Source organism: Acinetobacter sp. WC-141 (assembly GCF_000313935.1).
Lineage (GTDB): Bacteria > Pseudomonadota > Gammaproteobacteria > Pseudomonadales > Moraxellaceae > Acinetobacter.
Genome location: NZ_AMSS01000072.1, coordinates 71,796 through 90,444, shown reverse-complemented (window position 1 = coordinate 90,444; position 18,649 = coordinate 71,796). Strand labels below are relative to the sequence as shown.

Genomic DNA, 18,649 nt, shown 5'->3' with positions numbered 1-18,649 from the left:
AGTGATTATGCAGTTACTTTCGCAACAACACCAGCACCTACAGTACGACCACCTTCACGGATCGCAAAACGTAGACCTGGGTCCATTGCGATTGGGTGGATTAATTCTACTGACATTTCAACGTTGTCGCCTGGCATAACCATTTCAACGCCGTCTTGTAATTGGATTGCCCAGTTACGTCAGTTGTACGGAAGTAGAACTGTGGACGGTAGCCGTTAAGGAATGGAGTATGACGACCACCTTCTTCTTTAGAAAGTACGTATACTTCTGCATCGAATTTAGTGTGCGGCTTGATTGTACCTGGTTTAGCAAGTACTTGACCACGTTGTACGTCTTCACGCTTAGTACCACGAAGTAATACACCACAGTTCTCGCCTGCACGACCTTCGTCAAGAAGCTTACGGAACATTTCTACGCCAGTTACAGTTGTTTTAACTGTATCTTTAATACCAACGATCTCTACTTCTTCACCAACTTTAACGATACCAGCTTCTACACGACCAGTTACTACTGTACCACGGCCTGAGATAGAGAATACGTCTTCGATTGGCATTAAGAATGCTTTGTCGATAGCACGTTCTGGTTCTGGAATGTAAGAGTCAAGCGCTTCAACAAGAGCAAGAACTGAAGACTCACCATATTGACCAGCATCGCCTTCCAATGCTTTAAGCGCAGAACCACGGATAACTGGAGTGTCATCACCTGGGAAGTCATAAGTAGAAAGAAGTTCACGAACTTCCATTTCTACTAATTCAAGTAATTCTTCATCATCAACAAGGTCACACTTGTTCAAGAATACGATGATGTAAGGTACACCAACCTGACGAGAAAGAAGGATGTGTTCACGAGTTTGTGGCATTGGACCGTCAGTCGCAGCACACACAAGGATCGCGCCGTCCATCTGAGCAGCACCAGTAATCATGTTTTTAACGTAATCGGCGTGACCTGGGCAGTCTACGTGCGCGTAGTGACGGATTGGAGAATCGTATTCTACGTGTGAAGTATTAATTGTAATACCACGTGCTTTTTCTTCAGGTGCTGAGTCGATTTGTGAGTAATCTTTCGCTTCACCGCCGTAAGTTTTTGCACAAATAGTTGCAATCGCAGCAGTTAAAGTTGTTTTACCATGGTCAACGTGACCGATTGTGCCCACGTTTACGTGTGGCTTATTACGTTCAAACTTAGCCTTAGCCATGTTTATAGTCCTCGTTTACGTCGAACACAATTCTGAGTAAGACCCAGCATCGACATATCGCCTAAAAAATCAAACACCCAATACTTGAAAAGCAGACTAATAAGCCTGCTTTTTAAATCTTTGTAGAAAATCTACTAAACTGTATCTGGAGCTCTTATCGAGATTTGAACTCGAGACCTCTCCCTTACCAAGGGAGTGCTCTACCACTGAGCTATAAGAGCGATTATCCTTCGATGGAGCGGGAGACGAGGGTCGAACTCGCGACATGCAGCTTGGAAGGCTGCCGCTCTACCAACTGAGCTACTCCCGCACGATGCTGGTATACTTAGCACTTCAATCGAAGTTAATGGTGGTGAGAGAAGGATTCGAACCTTCGAAACTTTCGTAGCGGAGTTACAGTCCGCCCCCTTTGACCGCTCGGGAATCTCACCATATCACACTTATTTCAGTGTTATCCTTTACACAACAACTCAACACTCTTAAGATGGTGCCGGCACACGGATTCGAACTGTGGACCTACTGATTACAAGTCAGTTGCTCTACCAACTGAGCTATGCCGGCTCTTCTTAGTGTTTCGTACGTTTCGTATCGGAACGGTGTGCAGTTTAGCAAAACTTCCAAACGATGCAAGCAGTTTTTTAAAAAAAACTGCTAAAAACTCATAAAATCAATCCGTTTGACGATAATTCAACCGCTTTGATCACTGCGCGAGCTTTTATTTGGGTTTCATTCCATTCTGATTCAGGATTTGAGTCTGCAACCAAGCCTGCTCCAGCCTGCACATACACTTTTTTATCACGGATAACACAGGTGCGGATTGCAATCGACATATCCATTTCACCATGCCACCCTAGATACCCTACTGCCCCGCCAAAAACCCCTCGTTTAACAGGTTCGACTTCATCAATAATTTCCATTGCACGAATTTTTGGTGCGCCAGATAAAGTACCTGCGGGGAAGGTTGCTTTAAATACATCTAGTGCATCGATATCATCACGTACTTCACCTTGTACATTTGAAACAATGTGCATGACATGTGAATAGCGCTCAATGACCATTTGATCAGTCACTTGGACCTTACCAATTTTAGAAACTCGCCCAACATCATTTCGACCAAGGTCAATCAACATTAAATGCTCTGCGATTTCTTTCTCATCAGAAAGTAAGTCTTTTTCTAAAGCGATATCTTCTTCTTTAGTTTTTCCACGTGGTCTTGTACCAGCCAACGGGCGAACTGTCGCAATACCATTTTCTAGACGAGAGAGAATTTCAGGTGATGACCCTACAATATGGAATGGCTTTTTATCTGTAATTGTTTGACCCTGTACCAAGAATAAATAAGGTGAAGGGTTTAAATGACGCAAAGCACGGTAAACCTGTAAAGCCTCTCCATCAAAGTCAGAAACCATGCGTTGTCCAGGCACAACCTGCATAACGTCACCCGCACGGATGTATTCTTTAACCTTTTCTATGGTCTCAAGGAATTTCGCTTTACCCGTAATTGATTCAAAATGAGGTGGTGTATGCGGCTTAGCTTGCAAGCTAACAGGTGTAGCCAACAATTGCTCTAATTGATCTAGCTTTTGCTGAGCATCTTCGTAGGCATTTGGCTGTGCAGTATCGGCATGAACAATTAAAAATAAAGTATCTTTCAAATTATCAAAAACAATCACTGTTTTTGATAGCATCAACCACAAATCTGGTAACGCAATAGGATCAGCCGCAGGGACATTCTTTAAGCGCGGCTCTATGTAGCGAACCGCATCGTAGCCCAAATAACCAACCAGCCCGCCAGTAAAACTTGGTAAGTCTGGTAAAAGCTCAGCTGATGGAACTGAAAATTGCTTCTGAAATTCACGAATATATTCAAATGGATCTAGACAATCTTCTTGTGTGACCGAACCATCAGCATGTTGTATAGACAACACCCCTGCATTACATGAAAAAACTGTCGATTCACCTAAACCGATCATGGAATAACGCGCCCAGTTTTCACCACCTTCAACCGACTCAAATAAATAAGCTTGTTTTTGCTCCTTAAACCGAGCAAAAACAGATAACGGTGTTTCCGTATCTGCCAAACGCTGGCGATAAACTGGGATCGTGTTGTAACCTGATGCCTTAAGTTGTTCAAATTGCGCTAATGTAGTCATGAATTTTTCTCTAATATGGTTTCGATTTAAAACGGTGTTTTTCTAGTTTCGATTTAGACACGCCATCGAAAAACCATACGCTTATTCATGCTGATCTCCATTTCACTCATTAGACAATTAACTCAGCCAAACTATCAACCACTTGCTGCGGTTGGCAATCATAGATATTTTCTCCATGATTATAGCCATAGCTAACCACAATACAATCAATTCCCGCACGGCGCGCAGCTTCTATATCATTACTTGAATCGCCAATCATTAATGATTGCGAAGCAGATATCTTTAAACTTTGCATACAATGCAACAAAGGTAATGGATGTGGTTTTCTCTCTGGCAAACTATCTCCCCCAAGCACGACTTGAAAATAAGGAGAAAGCTCCAATGCATCAAGTAATCCTTGAGCAAGTTGCACAGGTTTATTGGTAACACATGCCATATGTATATTCAAATTTTTACAATGCTTTAAAAACTCAGTGACTCCAGGATAAATTTGAGTATTCACACAAAGCTCGGCACTGTAAATATCAACAAATTTCTGTAGTAGGATTTTATGCTGTTCAGCATCTAATTTCCCAAAAATATGAAACAGAACACTTTCACAAAGTTTAGATACTCCTTTACCGACCCATTCTCGTATCTGGGCTTCTGTTATTAAAGGCCAGCCTAATTCTTGTAAGCTTAAATTCATTGATCTATATAAATCAGCAGCAGAATCAACCAGTGTTCCATCTAAATCAAATAAAATTAAATCGCGCTTATTTAGTTGTGCAACAGACATCTTGTTCTTCTCAAAATTAAAAAGGCATGCTTTTAGCATGCCTTGATTGTAAAAGCAGCAAAGGATTATTTAAAGAATAACCATGCCAATAAAGCTAAGATTACTAAAATAATAATAGTGATTAAACCAACCGATGCATTCTTCTGTTGCTCTTTTTCTTCAGCAACACGAGAAACTGGCTCATCAAAAGCAATAGGCGTTTGCTGTTGTGCATTAATATCCACACCCTCTGGAATCGGTGCAGGCTTTGGAATAGAAATATTCTGCGGCATTCCATCGCGACGAACTTCTACTTCTACAGCACGCTCTGCAAGGCTCGGCATACCTTGATCGCTTAAATCTGGAGATGATGTGGTATTTACAGGCTCGGCTTCAATTTCAGGTAATTCCGTGACTTTCTGTGCAGGCGCTAATACAGAAAATTTAAAACTAGCGAACTGAACAATATCACCATCATGTAGCTGCTTTTCTTGCTCAATACGAATATCGTTTACAAATGTGCCATTTGATGAATTAAGGTCTTGCACCCATAGCGCTTGATCTTTTAAAAGCAATGCCGCGTGGCGTCGTGAAATTTCAGCAGCTTGTAACAACACATCGGCATCTTGATGACGGCCTACCAACATATCACGATCGACACTAATTTCTTGGCCCGTAATTTCACCAGTAATTGCTTGTAGTTTCCAAGTCATACGTATGTCCCATTCATTTTTTATCAATCATAACATGCTACTACTGTGCTGTGTTTGGGCGCAGTGTCGTTGTTGTTACTGTATTTTTAGTACGATTAATTTCAGGTTCAGGCAACTGTAAGGACTGTTTTCGAACCGCTGGTTCTACTGCTATAGGTGTTGTTACTGTCGAGCTTTTGCCACCAGAAGGAACTTGACTGTAATTTTTTGGCTGAGAAGCGATACTAGGTGGTGTCATCTTTTGATTATAGACATCATCAACCTGTTCAGGTAGTTTGGCAAAGTTGCCATTTTTATCCATCGCTAATTGTAAGCTGTAAAGCTGGTTGTAGCGCTGCTGAGACAAACGGCGCACATCATTTGCATCACCCACAATTGTTGGATGAATAAAGACGAGAAGATTACGTTTTACATTGCTTCGAGTATCCGAGCGGAATAACCGACCTACATATGGAATACTACTTAACCCAGGAATACCTTGACGGTTAAATTCAACATCGTCAGATACTAAACCACCCAAAACTACTGTCTGTCCATGCTCAGCCAATACAGCAGTTTTAATAGCACGTTTATTGGTAATTAAATCGGCTGCCTGACCTTTACTCGCCTGAACATTCGAAACTTCCTGTTCAATTTCAAGTCGAACTGTGCCATTTTCACCTATGTGAGGTATAACTTTTAATGTTACGCCTACGTCTTTTCGTTCAACAGTGGTGTATGGATTGATGCCTGTACTATTTGTAGTAACCGAACCTGTTACAAATGGAACATTCTGACCGACAACAATATAAGCTTCTTCATTATCCATCGTCACAATAGAAGGCGTAGACAACAAATTAGAAGCTGTATTCTCTTTTAGAGCTTGAATTAAAGCTCCATAAAGCTGACGAGAACCATCTGCACCCTCTTTATACTTTCCTAATGCAATTGAACTACCTGCTCCAATTGCACTCCCTAAACCAGAAGCACCACCCGTTAAATAACCAGCTGCCAGTGAAGCTAGACTTGAACCTGCGTTCGTAAAGTTAATTAAACCAATACCACTATTGATATCACCAAGTGCCCATTGCACCCCTAATTGATCGGCATCTTTACCCGAAACCTCAATAATGGCAGCCTCAATAAGAACTTGCTGACGCCGAACATCTAGCTGCTGAATCGCAGATTCAATTTCACGCATTAATTGTGGGTCAGCCTTAACCACTAACGAGTTTTGGGCATTATCTGCAATAATGCTCACACCATTTTGGCTAAAGCTAGAGATATTGTTTTGATTATTACTATTTGAATTGCCATTTAAGTTAATAGATGGCGTAGAAATTGAGCTACCATTTGAACCAGATGTGTTTGAACTGGAATTTTGGTTATTACCCATCAAATTATTGATCGGATTCGACGAGTTAGAAGAATTATTATTACTATTTGATGAAGAAACAGCCTGCCCTGTTACAAGACCTTGTAAAATCTCTGATAAATTTTTTGCACTTGCATATTTTAATCGAAAAACTTTTAAGCCCCCTAAGCGGTCTGCCGAAGGTACATCCAGCATTTCGATCATGTGACGAATACGCTTACGTGTTTCAGGGTCACCCTTTACTAAAATACGATTGGTTCGGTTGTCTGCAATAATACGAATACGTGCACCACTAAAATCTTTCGAAGCTCCCGTTGCACTCATTGCCTCAAGTTGAGTAATGATTTCTTCCGCCTGACTCGATTGCAAGTTAATCGCTTCAATATCATTTTGTCCCGTACCGTCGAGGTTACGAATGATATTTTCAAGTTGGTAGATATTCGCAGCTCGGTCCGAAACAATCAGCGCATTCGTCCCTGCTATCGCAGCCATATGTGCGAATTGAGGCATTAAAGGGCGAAGTGCTGGGATTAAATCATTTGGATTTGTATTTTCAAGCCAAATGACTCGAGTGACGATTTGATCACCACGCACTCTATTTCTAGAGTCGTAAGGAATTCCCGAATTCTTAACATTGCTATCTGGCACCAGTTTGATGGTATTCCCAGAAGGTATTGCCACCACCCCATTTACATTTAGGACCCCAAGGAAAAGATCATAAACTTCATCTTTGTTGAGTGGCTTATTCGATATTACTGTGACATTGCCACGCACTCGCGGATCTACTGCAAAGTTTTTCCCCGTAATGTCTGCAACTTCATTAATAAATGCAGTTAAGTCAGCATCACGTAAATTGATCTTCCATGTCTGGGCATAGACGCTGCTGCTCACTGTCGCAATCAATGGAGCTGCTGCAAGTAATGCCCAAAGTGGACGTTGATGATTCAATAAAGCCATAACTTGCGATAATTCCTAACTCTTATGGTGACGTGTTATCACTAAAAATTTTGTTGTATGGTCATCACTTGATCACCACGTTTTATTTCTAATTTCACTTGCCCAGCTCGACGAGCCTGTTCAAGTAACTGCACATCCGTTTGTCCTTGCCCAACCGTTTGACCGTTTAAAGAAACAATCCGGTCACCCGGCCTTAAACCTAACTTATTTCGAAGCGCAGTAGGTGTACGTTCTGTAACTTCAAAACCTTCGCTTGAGTTCCCACTTACCCCCATATCTTTGAGGTACTGCTCTCGGTTCCCCTGCATTTGCTGAATAGCCTGGCCAAGCGCCTCTTGAGTCGTATTAACAGGCGCCGATGACTGAGGCGTAGTCGCAGTTGGTTGTGAAGCATCCGGTGTCATGGGCTGATATAAACCGTTTGGCAAACCTTTAAACTGAAGCTCACGCGTACTTCCATTACCTTGACGTAATATCACGTGGTCCCAATAAACTTCTGCTAACTGGTAAGATGTAGAAGCGATTGTTTCACCCACCCGATACCGGTCAGCAGTATTATCAAGCTTAATAACAGCCGAAGAAAAACGGTTCGGATAGCCCACCATCACACCTTGCAATTCTAGGTTGACATTTTCCTGGGCTGCATTGGCAGAAGGTTCATTAAAAAGCGAAAAAGTACTAATGTTAGGAATCTGTGGCTGCTGTGATCCTAACTCTACCCGATCAAACTGCATCATTTGGGGCGGTGCAATAACCCACCAAAATAATGAAGCCAATTTCCAACACAGCCATAGAACTAAAAAGGCAAATACCACCACACTTAACCGATCTAATTTTTGCCATTGTAGTTGCTGTAATTTCTCAATCCATACTTTCATTAGTTACCACCTTGTAGTAATGGTTGGCGAGAACTAATGACAAAAGTATCTAAACCAGCTTTCCCATCATAAGACGGAATATTCAGTAATAATCTTTGCGTAAGCTGCATATCAAGCATCATGTTGGCATCTAATAAAAGGTTTGCCATTTTTTGACTGCGTTGATCACGTATATCAATCTGTAATTGACCATTTTGATCCGTTAATTGCCCATTTAAAGAGGGCATATTCATCCGGTCTTGACGATCACCAATATTATAAATCAAAGCACCACCACCCCAATGCAATTGACCATCAACTGCGGCGAAACCCTGCTCTTTTTTATAATTAAAATTAATATCTTTTAACTGGATACTATTCACAGGCCATTGCCAGTTCACAATTTGTTTTAATGTTTCAGGCGCAACCTGACCATTCATAGCTTTTACAATTACTTTTTTTCCAACACCATAGGCCATTACCCCAGATAATTGGGTATTTCCACTATGGATATCTACATCAGCAGCGAACCTTAATAAAAATAGGTCAAGAGGTCTAGTTTTCCAATGAATCGAGCCTCTCAAAGTACCGCGCCGCCAATCTGCTTGGCCTTGCCAGATATTTCCACTTACATTGTGTAGAGTTTGATTATTCTTTGAAAATTTAGAAATAAGCCAAGTCGCCGGGATCTGTAAAATAATAAAAATTAAAAATGCAATGAGGGCAAATAACCACCACTTCCATTGCTTAGACTTTTTCTTCATTCAGCCTTACCAACATGCAAATTATCATCCTTATTTTGAGAGTAGCTCCCTAGTCTGACATTATGCATACTTTTTCAACATCGCCAATTCACTTCATATAAAAAAACCAAGCAATCGGGCTTGGCTTCGGTATTAAGACTATAAGGTGAACGTATGACAAAATCATGAAAACCCAGTACTAAAAGAACTAAATGCACATTTGATCTCAACACTGTATTTAAAGATGAATTTAAACACTCAATTTCTTAAATAATATTTACCACAAAATTTTAGATATTTTCACGCATAAAAAAGCCAGACAAATTTGTCTGGCTTTTAAAACGGCAATACGATTAGATTAAGAAATCTTCAAGTTTTGCACCTTTTTCAATTTCAGCAACCAACCAGCGTGGTTGTTTACCACGACCAGTCCAAGTCTCTTCAGAATTGTTTTTGTTGCGGTAACGCGGTTCAACAGATTTACGTGTTGTTTTCTTACGTTTTTGAGCACCAAACTCAAGAAGTTGTTCAACACTAAAACCTACATTTTCAGCGATCTCGATAATTTGATTATAAGCATCTTCGATTGCTTGATCTTTTTTACTTGCAATTAAAGCTTCCGCTTCTTCTTGTAAGCGTTTTAACTCTTCAACAGATAATTCACTGATATCCGGTTTCATTAATAAATACTCCAGTCTTACAGACAATTCAAAATAATACAGACAAAATTTAAAAACATAAAATCAAGACCAATATTATTTATAATCTATTCAATAAGCAATAGTTTGAAAGCCGTGTTCATCAGAATAAACCAAAAAATTACCTTTTAATTACATTATCAATTATAAATGAAATATATTTTATTAATATTTATTTAAGATAAATGTATTAAGTCATGTCCAACAGATTTTTCTAGCTCAATAATTTTTTGTTTTATTTCCTGAGGTATTTTACATTTTCGTTCTGTTAATTTATCTACGCAGACCATAACTGCTTCACCAGTAGCCACAATTTGTTGTTGGGTTTCGCTCCATAATATATAAGCCATACGGAATGCACTATTACGGAGCTCTTCCACGCGAACACCCACTTTCAATACATCTGGATAAAGAACTGGCTTTAAATATTTACATTGGCTGGAAGCTACAACGGTATATAATTGTGGGGTTAATATATTTATCGCTTCCATATATAAAATACGTGAGCTTTCAATATATCGATAATATTGTACATTATTGACATGACCAAAAGCGTCCATATCTCCCCACGCTACTTTCTGTTCATATATTATCGGGTAGACAGACAGTTCTTTCATTTTTGCCTCATATTTTAAATTTTAAAAAATTCGCATCATTTTCAAAGATTAGGTTTAACTGTTTGATTAACACCTCATCTTCATTAAGCGTAGACTTAATACGCAAATAGCTCATTAAAATATTATCTGGATATAATGTTAATAATGTTTCAGCCTCTGCTTGACGTCCAGTTGCCATATAGACATGCCATTTTGCAAAGGTTAAAACTGGCAAATTCATATATTGATTTTCTAATTCAATAATTTTTTCTTCGACATCAGCATAGTCTGGAACCTGTTTAAGCAATTGTTGCTGAAACCACAGATAAAACACTTCTGGATCAAATTGCTCTTTTAATAGGTGTAGTGTTAAGGCTGCATGCTGCATGCTCATATCAGGCATACGCGCCAGTAATTTGAGCCATAACAACTTACTGCTATACGGTCGAGTTTGAATCTCGGACTCTAAATCCAGATAACGTTGTTGCAAAGCATGTAAGTCATCAATAGAAGCTTCATCAAATTGCTGAAGAAGTTGCTGTAACCATAAGTCACGGTGCTCAGCATCTAATAATCCATACTTCATTGACCGCAAATATACCCATGGATGTTGCAGCGCCAATTGCCCCCATAACGCAGTTAATCGTTGCTGGTAGGCGGTTTCTATTTCTTGAAGCCACGGTGACAACTGATGCTGGTATAAAAATTCAAGATGAGTTAAGGCACGGTCAGCTTCGTTTTGGGCTAAAAAGATTTCGATTCGCTCTAACTCTGCCAATTCAAATGCCATGGGTGGAGACTGATCTAAAGCAGCCAATGCTTTTGGATAGTCTCCACTTAAAACCAGAAACTTGGCATCAATAATATTTTTTAAAAGTCCTGATTGAGTAAAAACACGTTCAATAAAAACACGCTGATCTTCGGCAGCCTCTAGTAACCAGACAATACCTAATTGTTCATAAGGATGAAGGTTTTTAAACTGGAAGATATTTTCACTTTTCCTCTGCTCACGAGAGGAATATCGTTTAATCCAAAGCCACACCAGTTGAGCAATAAAACTCAACACCACAAAAGCAAGGGTTAATCCCCAGACATTTGTTTGCAACTGCAATTGTCGCCAGTAGATATAGACATACCCCATTCCATAGCCATAACTAAATAAAGCTAAAGCTGCAAAGAGTATTAAGCTGATTACGAAATAAACCGATAGGAGGTGTTTCATATCTCCTCCTTATGAGCCAATTAGACCAAGTGTAGATAATTTAGGAACAGGTACGACAGATAAATGAGCCACTTTAGCAATACGTTTTTTTAACTGCTGACTCGCTCCATCAGGCATTTCATCTAGTTTTTGCATAACAGATTGCAACTCGTTTTGGTACTCTGTCATTTTCCCTTGATTGAGTGCCTGTTCAGCAATCAATAATCTTAATTGCACTTCTTTAAGCACCACACTTCGATTCATTAAATTAATAGACGGCGTTTCTACTTTTTCTATACGGAACCATTTTTTCCACCAAGACACAGACTCAGATTGATCCATCTCAAGCTTAGGCCGAGCTAAAGCTTGCTGAATATTTTTATCAATCGTCTGTAATAAATCGTCAATCAATTGATGGCGTTGATTTTGGGCCAAACTGAATTGTTGAACTGCTTGCTTATCCTGCTCAAGCGATTGATTTAAGCTATGTTGCAATGCTGGAGCAATTTCATAATGCACAAGAGATTGCTGTAACTGACTTAATTGATCAACTGCGTAAATCAGCTGCTGCTGATCAATTGCAAATTGAATTAAATCTAACTTTTGTTTTATTAAAACTGTAGGGGCAATACCCATCGGTGGGGCTTCTAAATTGCTGTCAGCACTCAACTTATTTTCTGTATTTACAGGTTGATTCTGTAGTTGGCGCTGTAAAGCAACCAATTGATCATTTAGATTGGCATAGTGCTGTTCTGATTGAAGCAAGCTTTGCTTAAGCTCAGGAACAGTACGAGAAATTTGCCACATATCGTAACTGAGCTTAGCCAACCAAGCCATGCCCAGTATAATGATGATAGAAACAAGTTTTCTCATACGAATCCTTATAATGCCTGAATGAGATGAATCATCCCCGAAGGCGATAAATTTTCAAGTTGAATAATGTGAAAATGGGCCTGTTGCTGATCACGATATTCTTTAACAATTTGAAAAAGACGTGGCCCTAAAACCAAATATACACAATCAGGTTGTACATTATTTTTTGAACAAAGCTCTAACCAATACTTCCAGCTGGCCTCACTGGTAATTAAGACTAGCCATTTGTTTAAATTATAATTTGAATTGTGTGTCAGATGTTTGAATGTAGAATATGAAGCTTCTGGGCACTGCCGATGATATAAAACGAAATTTAAAATCTGAATGCCTTGCTGCTGCAAGGTCTCCATCATAAATTGACGCCCACCTTCTCCTCGCCAAAAAGCGACGTTACCTGCCTGCTTCATATTATGAAGAATAGGTAGATTTAACATCCCCTCAGAGGTTTCAACATCGGGAATATGTGCTTCTATTCCATACTCATTTAGACAATTGGCCGTTGCCTGCCCCACAGCAATCCACTGAATATGCTTCAAGTCAGCTAGTTTTAAGCCACTTTGTGCTAAATACTTCATGCCCACCTCAACAGCAGTTGGGCTGACCACAACAATCGCTTGCGCTTTACTTACTTGCTGGTAAAGCTGAAGTAATTGTTCCGAAAAGGGTTTGGCAACAAGTTCTAAAAGAGGTAAAGACTCAACCTGATATCCCTTATTTTGCAGAGCTTCTGTTAATTCAGCTGCACGCGAATCAGGTCGAGTATTAATAAACAACATAGTTTTAATAGAGAGCCTTCAATAACTCGCCAGCACCTTGATCAAGTAAGTTTCGAGCAAGGTTTTCACCCAATTGCTGAGCGTTATTGGCTTCATCTGTCAGTTCAGCACGTAATAATGTTTGGCCATCAGGGCTTCCGACCCGCCCTTCAATATGGATTTGTCCATTTTGTAGTGTTGCATAACCTGCAATTGGGACCTGACAACCACCTTCAAGATAGGCATTAAAAGCACGTTCAGCACGCACACAAACGTCTGTTTCTTCGTGCAATAATGGTTGAATTAAAGCTAATACATCCTGGTCAGCAGCACGGCATTCTAAGCCCAATGCGCCTTGACCCACCGCAGGCAAACTAATGTCTGGTGTTAAACAATGACGAATGCGTTCTGACAATCCTAAACGCTTCAAACCAGCACTCGCTAAAATAATCGCATCATATTGACCATCATCTAGCTTCGCTAAACGTGTTCCAACATTTCCACGCAAGTCAATAATTTGCAAATCAGGACGTTGTTTTAAAATCTGAGATTTACGACGCAAGCTTGAGGTACCAACTTTTGCACCTTGAGGTAAGTCAGCAAATTTTTCAAATTGATTTGAAACGAAAGCATCTAATGGATCTTCACGTTCACAAATTACTGCCAAGGTTAAACCTTCTGGTAAAGCCATCGGCACATCTTTCATTGAATGCACAGCTAAGTCTGCACGCCCATCCAAAAGTGCTGCTTCTAACTCTTTAACAAAGAGCCCTTTCCCACCAATTTTTGCTAAAGGTGTGTCTAAAATTTTATCACCCTGTGTGACAAATTTAACCAACTCCACCGTTAAATCTGGGTGAAGCTCCTGTAATCGGGCACGAATATATTCTGCCTGCCAAAGAGCAAGTGGGCTTTGTCGTGTAGCAATTTTCAAGGTTTTCATAAATTCAAGCATGGGCTGGTCAAACAATACACCCTAAACTTAACTTGATCCCTTAAAATTGCAAGTAAAATCTCGCATGTCCAAGCTAACTCTTTTTAAGTTTAGAGCTGATGAATTCGCTCTCTAAGCGTAGATAAATGTCGACGGCTCACCGAAAGTCGTTCGTCCAGACCACGTAATCGGACCTGATATTGCCCCGAACTGACCAACTCCAGTCCATCTAAATATGCAACCGCAACCAACGCATTTCGGTGAATACGAATAAATTGATCTGCAAATTCGGTTTCGAGTTCTTTTAAAGTTTCATCAATTAATACACTGCCATTTTGATGGCGCACCGTGACATATTTCTGATCTGCTAAAAAATAATAGATATTCTCAACAGGAATCAGCTCAACCCCACGATAGGTTTTTGCAGCAATTTGATGTCGCTGAGTTTTTAGAGCATGTAAAAAATCATGTTGTGGCAAAGCATTGAGCTGTGCTTGAGTAAGCTGAGTCAGTTGACTAAAAACTTGTTCAAGTTCTTGAGGATCAATTGGTTTAAGAAGATAAGCTTGAGCCTGAGATTTAAATGCTTCCAATGCATGTTGATCATAGGCAGTACAAAATACAATCGCAGGTCGAGGATTTAGCTGACTTAACTGTTCTGCACAGACAAGACCATTCATACCTGGCATTTGAATATCAAGTAAAATTACATCCGGTTGATGAAGCCGCGCCTGTTCCAAGGCTTCTTGTCCATGATGAGCCGTTGATACAACTTCATGTCCCATCTTTGAAACTAAACGTGATAATCGCTCCACTGCAAGTGGTTCGTCATCACAAATCAGCACCTTCATTCATCCTCCTTGTCACCGTTAACTTGATCCATTTTTTTATGGTTAACTCTGACTAACTTATTATTTTGTTTGATATTGATAGCTCATAATGGTGGTATATAAGGCTTTACCTTTATAAACCTGAAATCTAACGGAGTTCCCATAATATGCTTTCAGGCGTTGTTTTACATTTTCAAGCGCGATTCCATGCCCTTTCCGTGAATTTATTGTATCGTCTGTATATGGGTTGGTAATGACTATACTGACCTGATTTTGCAATATTTCAACCAATACCCCTATGGTTGCTTTCCCCATCATTGGTTCTACCCCATGAAAAATACTATTCTCTAACAAAGGTTGTAATGTCAATAAAGGAATAGTGACCTGTTTTAATTGCACAGGTGAAAGCTCAATCTTCCAATCTACTTTTAAACGCTCCCCCAAACGCACCTGTTCAATCATTAAATACTGTTTACTCAGCTCGATTTCTTCATGCAGACTTACCAATTTCAACTCTTGGAAGCTGGCACGAAATAAACGTGACAGGCTAATCAACATACCTTCTGCTTTATCTGGATCTATCGCAATTAAACTCACCACATTATTTAAACTATTAAATAAAAAATGAGGATGAATTCGCGCTTGCATGGCCTGAATACGGGCATTTAACTCTGCATTTTGTTGATGTAACCACTGTTCTCTGAGATATAAATAACGTAAGCAGAAAGCCCCCAGTAATATTCCATAGCTTAGATATAAAGGCACATTGGTAAAATAAATGCTCCAGCCCTGTGTTAAAGAAGCATGTTTATTTAAAAGACCAAACTGAAAAAAATTACTCATTAAAGTGGATAAAACCACAATACCTTGCAACATGACAAAACCGATAACCAAGGCAAATTCTTGACGTAAGCTGCTAAAAAAATCTTGAAGGCGTTCAACCAAGGCAAAAAACGACAATATCACCCAATTAATAAAAACGATGTATTGTAAAAGGCGTCCACCGCTTAATGCTTGCCAAGACTGCGCTTCAGCCAATGCCAAAACCAGTGCCAAAACATTACTTGCAACAATTAATTCGAATAAGTGTTGCCAACGCCCGTTTTTCGTAAAAAAATAGGAAGAATTTTGATTTCGGTATGCTGTAGGAAACAACTTTGTTTGTTGAGCTTCGGCAAGTGATATACTCTTTTTTATTTTACTGAGCCACCATGACCACATCTTCAAATCCCCCTAATTCAGTAACCCCAGACCAAACTTCAGGTATGTGGGGTGGTCGTTTTTCTGAAGCGACGGATGCTTTTGTAGCTGAATTTACCGCCTCTGTTCAGTTTGACCAGCGTTTTTATAAACAAGACATCGCGGGTTCTATTGCGCATGCTACCATGCTTGCTAAAGTTGGCGTACTCACAGAAGCAGAACGCGATGACATTATTGAAGGTTTAAGCACCATTCGCTCAGAAATTGAGGCTGGAAACTTTGAATGGCGCATCGATCTTGAAGATGTTCACATGAACATTGAATCACGTTTGACTCAACGTATTGGCATTACAGGTAAAAAACTACACACAGGTCGTAGCCGTAACGATCAGGTTGCAACGGATATTCGTCTTTACTTACGCGACGAAATTGATGATATTTTAAAATTATTAGAACGCCTACAAAAAGGCCTGTTAGGCTTGGCAGCCAAAAACGTAAATACGATTATGCCGGGTTTCACACACTTACAAACTGCTCAGCCTGTGACTTTCGGTCACCACTTACTGGCTTGGTTTGAAATGTTAGTGCGTGACACCGAACGTCTTCAAGACTGCCGTAAACGTGTTAACCGCCTACCACTTGGTTCTGCTGCTCTTGCTGGTACAACTTATCCGATTGATCGTGCTTATACAGCAGAACTTTTAGGTTTTGAAGCTGTATCTGAAAACTCTCTTGATGCCGTATCTGACCGTGACTTTGCCATCGAATTTAATGCTGCTGCAGCACTGATCATGATGCATTTATCACGTATGTCAGAAGAACTTATTCTTTGGACTTCTGCACAGTTCAAATTTGTGAATATTCCTGACCGTTTCTGTACTGGTTCTTCAATTATGCCGCAGAAGAAAAATCCGGATGTTCCAGAACTTATTCGTGGTAAATCTGGCCGTGTATTTGGTGACTTAATTAGCTTACTTACGCTCATGAAAGGTCAACCATTGGCATACAACAAAGACAACCAAGAAGACAAAGAACCTTTATTTGATGCAATCGATACGGTTCGTGGTTCACTCATGGCTTTCGCAGATATGATTCCTGCATTGGTTCCAAATATTGAAATCATGCGTGAAGCTGCACTTCGCGGATTCTCTACTGCAACCGATCTTGCTGACTACCTAGTGAAAAAAGGCGTTGCTTTCCGTGATGCTCATGAAATTGTAGGTAAAGCTGTTGCATTAGGTGTTGCTGAAGAAAAAGATTTATCTGAGTTAACACTTGAGCAATTACAACAATTCTCTGACTTAATTACAGCAGATGTATTTGATAAAGCTTTAACACTAGAAGCTTCTGTAAATGCACGTGATCATATTGGCGGAACTTCACCAAAACAGGTTGAAGCTGCGATTGCTCGTGCCCATACACGTTTAGAACAGTTATACGCTTAAGGATAAAACATGAGTCGCCAAGTATTTTGCCGCAAATATCAAAAGGAAATGGAAGGTTTAGACTTCGCTCCTTTCCCTGGTGCTAAAGGCCAAGATTTTTTTGAAAATGTTTCTAAACAAGCATGGCAAGAATGGTTACAACACCAAACTACGCTGATTAATGAAAAGCGCTTAAACGTGTTTGAACCAGATGCGAAGAAGTTTCTTGAAGAACAACGTGAGAAGTTCTTTAACAATGATGAAAGTGTAGAAAAAGCTGAAGGCTGGAAACCAGAGTAATCGGTTTGTTTTAGCTGATTCATCATTAAAAAAGGCGGGTTTATATACATAGATCCGCCTTTTTTTACGTGAAACTTACACAAGCATAAAAAGCCTTACATAGAGCGAACAGGACTCTACATGACATCAAAAAGCTAAAAACTTAATATCAATTTATAGCAAGAAGAACACGATCCCTGTCGTGTTTATGCACTTGATTTTCTGTCCTGCACTTCCCCCCAAAGTTCGGGACATTTTTTTATCTATTATTTTAAAAATAAAAAAGCCTTGTTTTAAACAAGGCTTTTAAGTATTTCAGCTTAAGTCTTACTTTTCGTGGACTTTAGCTTCAATTTCTTCAATTTTGGTATGACGAGCATCAAAGCCTTTTGCCATATAAATCACTTGTTCGGCAATATTACGCGCATGGTCGCCAATACGTTCTAAAGAACGTAAAACCCACATCACGTTAATCACACGTGCAATATGGCGTGGATCTTCAATCATATAGGTCATTAATGTACGTGTTGCTGATTGATATTCACGGTCAATGTCAGCATCGGCTAAAAGTACACGTAAAGCTTGGTCTGCATCTAAACGCGCAAAAGCATCAAGTGCATCATGAATCATGACACGAACCTGATTACCAATATGACGTGTTTCCATGTAGCCACGAGGCGAACCGCCCTCTTCACAAAGGTTCTGTGCAATGCGTGCAATTTTTGCAGCTTCGTCACCAATACGCTCAAGGTCAGTATTGGCTTTGCTCATGGCAATAACCATACGCAAGTCGATCGCTGCCGGATGACGACGGGCCAAAATTAACGTCAAGCCCTCATCAATATCACGTTCGTATTGATTGACTGCATTATCTTTAAATTGAACATCAATCGCTAAATTTGCGTCTGTATCAAGCAAAGAATGAATTGCATTTGCGACCTGTTGTTCGACCAAGCCACCCATGGTCATAAACTTTGTGTTTACATCTTGCAAATCTTCATTAAATTGAGAAGAAATATGATGGCTTAACACCGGATTACTCGGACTCAAGGGAAGCCTCCAACATGATGGCGCAGGAATAAAATGATTGAGCATTAAAACACAGCAATCATTAAGTTTTTATGACAAAA

17 protein-coding genes, 4 tRNA genes and 1 pseudogene are annotated in these 18,649 nt (G+C 39.9%); 2 read left to right on the top strand and 20 right to left on the bottom strand.

The features are described from left to right. Positions 1–5: 5 nt before the first annotated feature. From tuf to ACINWC141_RS14495, 19 genes and pseudogenes are all read right to left on the bottom strand, one after another. Positions 6–1,195: pseudogene (gene tuf / locus ACINWC141_RS14585) on the bottom strand (elongation factor Tu). 146 nt (positions 1,196–1,341) lie between these two features. After that, a tRNA-Thr gene (locus ACINWC141_RS14580) sits at positions 1,342–1,416 on the bottom strand. A gap of 13 nt (positions 1,417–1,429) precedes the next feature. After that, positions 1,430–1,505 (bottom strand) — tRNA-Gly (locus ACINWC141_RS14575). A 37-nt stretch (positions 1,506–1,542) separates the two neighbouring features. Continuing rightward, positions 1,543–1,626, bottom strand: a tRNA-Tyr gene (locus tag ACINWC141_RS14570). A gap of 54 nt (positions 1,627–1,680) precedes the next feature. Beyond that, a tRNA-Thr gene (locus ACINWC141_RS14565) sits at positions 1,681–1,756 on the bottom strand. Between the two features lie 98 nt (positions 1,757–1,854). Beyond that, entirely contained in the window at positions 1,855–3,348 is a 1,494-nt protein-coding gene (gene trpE / locus ACINWC141_RS14560) for an anthranilate synthase component I (protein ID WP_009392263.1), read from the bottom strand. A gap of 109 nt (positions 3,349–3,457) precedes the next feature. Then, positions 3,458–4,126, bottom strand: a complete 669-nt coding sequence (locus tag ACINWC141_RS14555) for a phosphoglycolate phosphatase (RefSeq protein WP_009392349.1) — start codon at positions 4,124–4,126, stop codon at positions 3,458–3,460. A 65-nt stretch (positions 4,127–4,191) separates the two neighbouring features. Next, positions 4,192–4,818 (bottom strand): FHA domain-containing protein, encoded by a 627-nt coding sequence (locus tag ACINWC141_RS14550; protein WP_009392230.1) that lies wholly within the window; start codon positions 4,816–4,818, stop codon positions 4,192–4,194. A gap of 40 nt (positions 4,819–4,858) precedes the next feature. Continuing rightward, positions 4,859–7,129 carry a type II secretion system secretin GspD gene (gspD, locus tag ACINWC141_RS14545; protein ID WP_009392337.1) on the bottom strand — a complete coding sequence of 757 codons (2,271 nt, stop codon included), beginning with the start codon at positions 7,127–7,129 and terminating at the stop codon, positions 4,859–4,861. Positions 7,130–7,170: 41 nt separating this feature from the next. Then, a complete protein-coding gene (locus tag ACINWC141_RS14540) occupies positions 7,171–8,007 on the bottom strand; it encodes a type II secretion system protein N (protein ID WP_009392300.1) in 837 nt (278 codons plus the stop codon). Continuing rightward, complete coding sequence (gene gspN / locus ACINWC141_RS14535) at positions 8,007–8,750, bottom strand: type II secretion system protein N (protein ID WP_009392302.1); 744 nt, start codon at positions 8,748–8,750, stop codon at positions 8,007–8,009. The genes ACINWC141_RS14540 and gspN overlap by 1 nt, the downstream gene beginning before the upstream one ends. Before the next feature lie 332 nt (positions 8,751–9,082). Beyond that, positions 9,083–9,409: an H-NS histone family protein gene (locus ACINWC141_RS14530; protein WP_002053185.1), complete on the bottom strand. Its 327-nt coding sequence runs from the start codon at positions 9,407–9,409 to the stop codon at positions 9,083–9,085. A 194-nt stretch (positions 9,410–9,603) separates the two neighbouring features. After that, complete coding sequence (locus ACINWC141_RS14525) at positions 9,604–10,044, bottom strand: acyl-CoA thioesterase (protein WP_034678749.1); 441 nt, start codon at positions 10,042–10,044, stop codon at positions 9,604–9,606. 7 nt (positions 10,045–10,051) lie between these two features. Then, positions 10,052–11,245, bottom strand: coding sequence for a hypothetical protein (locus ACINWC141_RS14520; protein ID WP_009392324.1), 1,194 nt, complete (start codon positions 11,243–11,245; stop codon positions 10,052–10,054). Positions 11,246–11,254: 9 nt separating this feature from the next. Further along, positions 11,255–12,097, bottom strand: a complete 843-nt coding sequence (locus ACINWC141_RS14515; protein ID WP_009392347.1) for a hypothetical protein — start codon at positions 12,095–12,097, stop codon at positions 11,255–11,257. An 8-nt stretch (positions 12,098–12,105) separates the two neighbouring features. Further along, positions 12,106–12,873 carry a uroporphyrinogen-III synthase gene (locus tag ACINWC141_RS14510; protein ID WP_009392364.1) on the bottom strand — a complete coding sequence of 256 codons (768 nt, stop codon included), beginning with the start codon at positions 12,871–12,873 and terminating at the stop codon, positions 12,106–12,108. A gap of 4 nt (positions 12,874–12,877) precedes the next feature. After that, positions 12,878–13,795, bottom strand: a complete 918-nt coding sequence (hemC, locus tag ACINWC141_RS14505) for a hydroxymethylbilane synthase (protein ID WP_034678757.1) — start codon at positions 13,793–13,795, stop codon at positions 12,878–12,880. Between the two features lie 101 nt (positions 13,796–13,896). Beyond that, positions 13,897–14,637, bottom strand: coding sequence for a LytR/AlgR family response regulator transcription factor (locus tag ACINWC141_RS14500; RefSeq protein WP_009392287.1), 741 nt, complete (start codon positions 14,635–14,637; stop codon positions 13,897–13,899). A gap of 60 nt (positions 14,638–14,697) precedes the next feature. Next, entirely contained in the window at positions 14,698–15,837 is a 1,140-nt protein-coding gene (locus ACINWC141_RS14495) for a sensor histidine kinase (RefSeq protein WP_009392334.1), read from the bottom strand. Between ACINWC141_RS14495 and argH the strand changes: the two genes are divergently transcribed. Together argH and ACINWC141_RS14485 are read left to right on the top strand one after the other, a co-directional pair. Beyond that, positions 15,828–17,261 (top strand): argininosuccinate lyase, encoded by a 1,434-nt coding sequence (gene argH / locus ACINWC141_RS14490; RefSeq protein ID WP_009392307.1) that lies wholly within the window; start codon positions 15,828–15,830, stop codon positions 17,259–17,261. The two genes, ACINWC141_RS14495 and argH, sit on opposite strands and share 10 nt — an antisense overlap. A 9-nt stretch (positions 17,262–17,270) precedes the next feature. After that, positions 17,271–17,540, top strand: coding sequence for an oxidative damage protection protein (locus ACINWC141_RS14485; RefSeq protein ID WP_004699209.1), 270 nt, complete (start codon positions 17,271–17,273; stop codon positions 17,538–17,540). 306 nt (positions 17,541–17,846) lie between these two features. Here the strand turns inward: ACINWC141_RS14485 and phoU are convergent, their stop codons facing one another. Continuing rightward, complete coding sequence (gene phoU, locus ACINWC141_RS14480) at positions 17,847–18,569, bottom strand: phosphate signaling complex protein PhoU (RefSeq protein WP_000075183.1); 723 nt, start codon at positions 18,567–18,569, stop codon at positions 17,847–17,849. Positions 18,570–18,649 lie beyond the last annotated feature (80 nt).

Excerpts from the sequence above, each read along its gene's own strand:
- ACINWC141_RS14540 (WP_009392300.1), bottom strand. The coding sequence starts at position 8,007 with ATGAAAGTATGGATTGAGAAATTACAGCAACTACAATGGCAAAAATTA.
- ACINWC141_RS14530 (WP_002053185.1), bottom strand. The coding sequence starts at position 9,409 with ATGAAACCGGATATCAGTGAATTATCTGTTGAAGAGTTAAAACGCTTA.
- ACINWC141_RS14555 (WP_009392349.1), bottom strand. The coding sequence starts at position 4,126 with ATGTCTGTTGCACAACTAAATAAGCGCGATTTAATTTTATTTGATTTA.
- ACINWC141_RS14500 (WP_009392287.1), bottom strand. The coding sequence starts at position 14,637 with ATGAAGGTGCTGATTTGTGATGACGAACCACTTGCAGTGGAGCGATTA.
- trpE (WP_009392263.1), bottom strand. The coding sequence starts at position 3,348 with ATGACTACATTAGCGCAATTTGAACAACTTAAGGCATCAGGTTACAAC.
- ACINWC141_RS14510 (WP_009392364.1), bottom strand. The coding sequence starts at position 12,873 with ATGTTGTTTATTAATACTCGACCTGATTCGCGTGCAGCTGAATTAACA.
- ACINWC141_RS14525 (WP_034678749.1), bottom strand. The coding sequence starts at position 10,044 with ATGAAAGAACTGTCTGTCTACCCGATAATATATGAACAGAAAGTAGCG.
- ACINWC141_RS14495 (WP_009392334.1), bottom strand. The coding sequence starts at position 15,837 with ATGTGGTCATGGTGGCTCAGTAAAATAAAAAAGAGTATATCACTTGCC.
- hemC (WP_034678757.1), bottom strand. The coding sequence starts at position 13,795 with ATGAAAACCTTGAAAATTGCTACACGACAAAGCCCACTTGCTCTTTGG.
- ACINWC141_RS14485 (WP_004699209.1), top strand. The coding sequence starts at position 17,271 with ATGAGTCGCCAAGTATTTTGCCGCAAATATCAAAAGGAAATGGAAGGT.
- gspN (WP_009392302.1), bottom strand. The coding sequence starts at position 8,750 with ATGAAGAAAAAGTCTAAGCAATGGAAGTGGTGGTTATTTGCCCTCATT.
- argH (WP_009392307.1), top strand. The coding sequence starts at position 15,828 with ATGACCACATCTTCAAATCCCCCTAATTCAGTAACCCCAGACCAAACT.
- ACINWC141_RS14515 (WP_009392347.1), bottom strand. The coding sequence starts at position 12,097 with ATGAGAAAACTTGTTTCTATCATCATTATACTGGGCATGGCTTGGTTG.
- ACINWC141_RS14520 (WP_009392324.1), bottom strand. The coding sequence starts at position 11,245 with ATGAAACACCTCCTATCGGTTTATTTCGTAATCAGCTTAATACTCTTT.
- gspD (WP_009392337.1), bottom strand. The coding sequence starts at position 7,129 with ATGGCTTTATTGAATCATCAACGTCCACTTTGGGCATTACTTGCAGCA.
- ACINWC141_RS14550 (WP_009392230.1), bottom strand. The coding sequence starts at position 4,818 with ATGACTTGGAAACTACAAGCAATTACTGGTGAAATTACGGGCCAAGAA.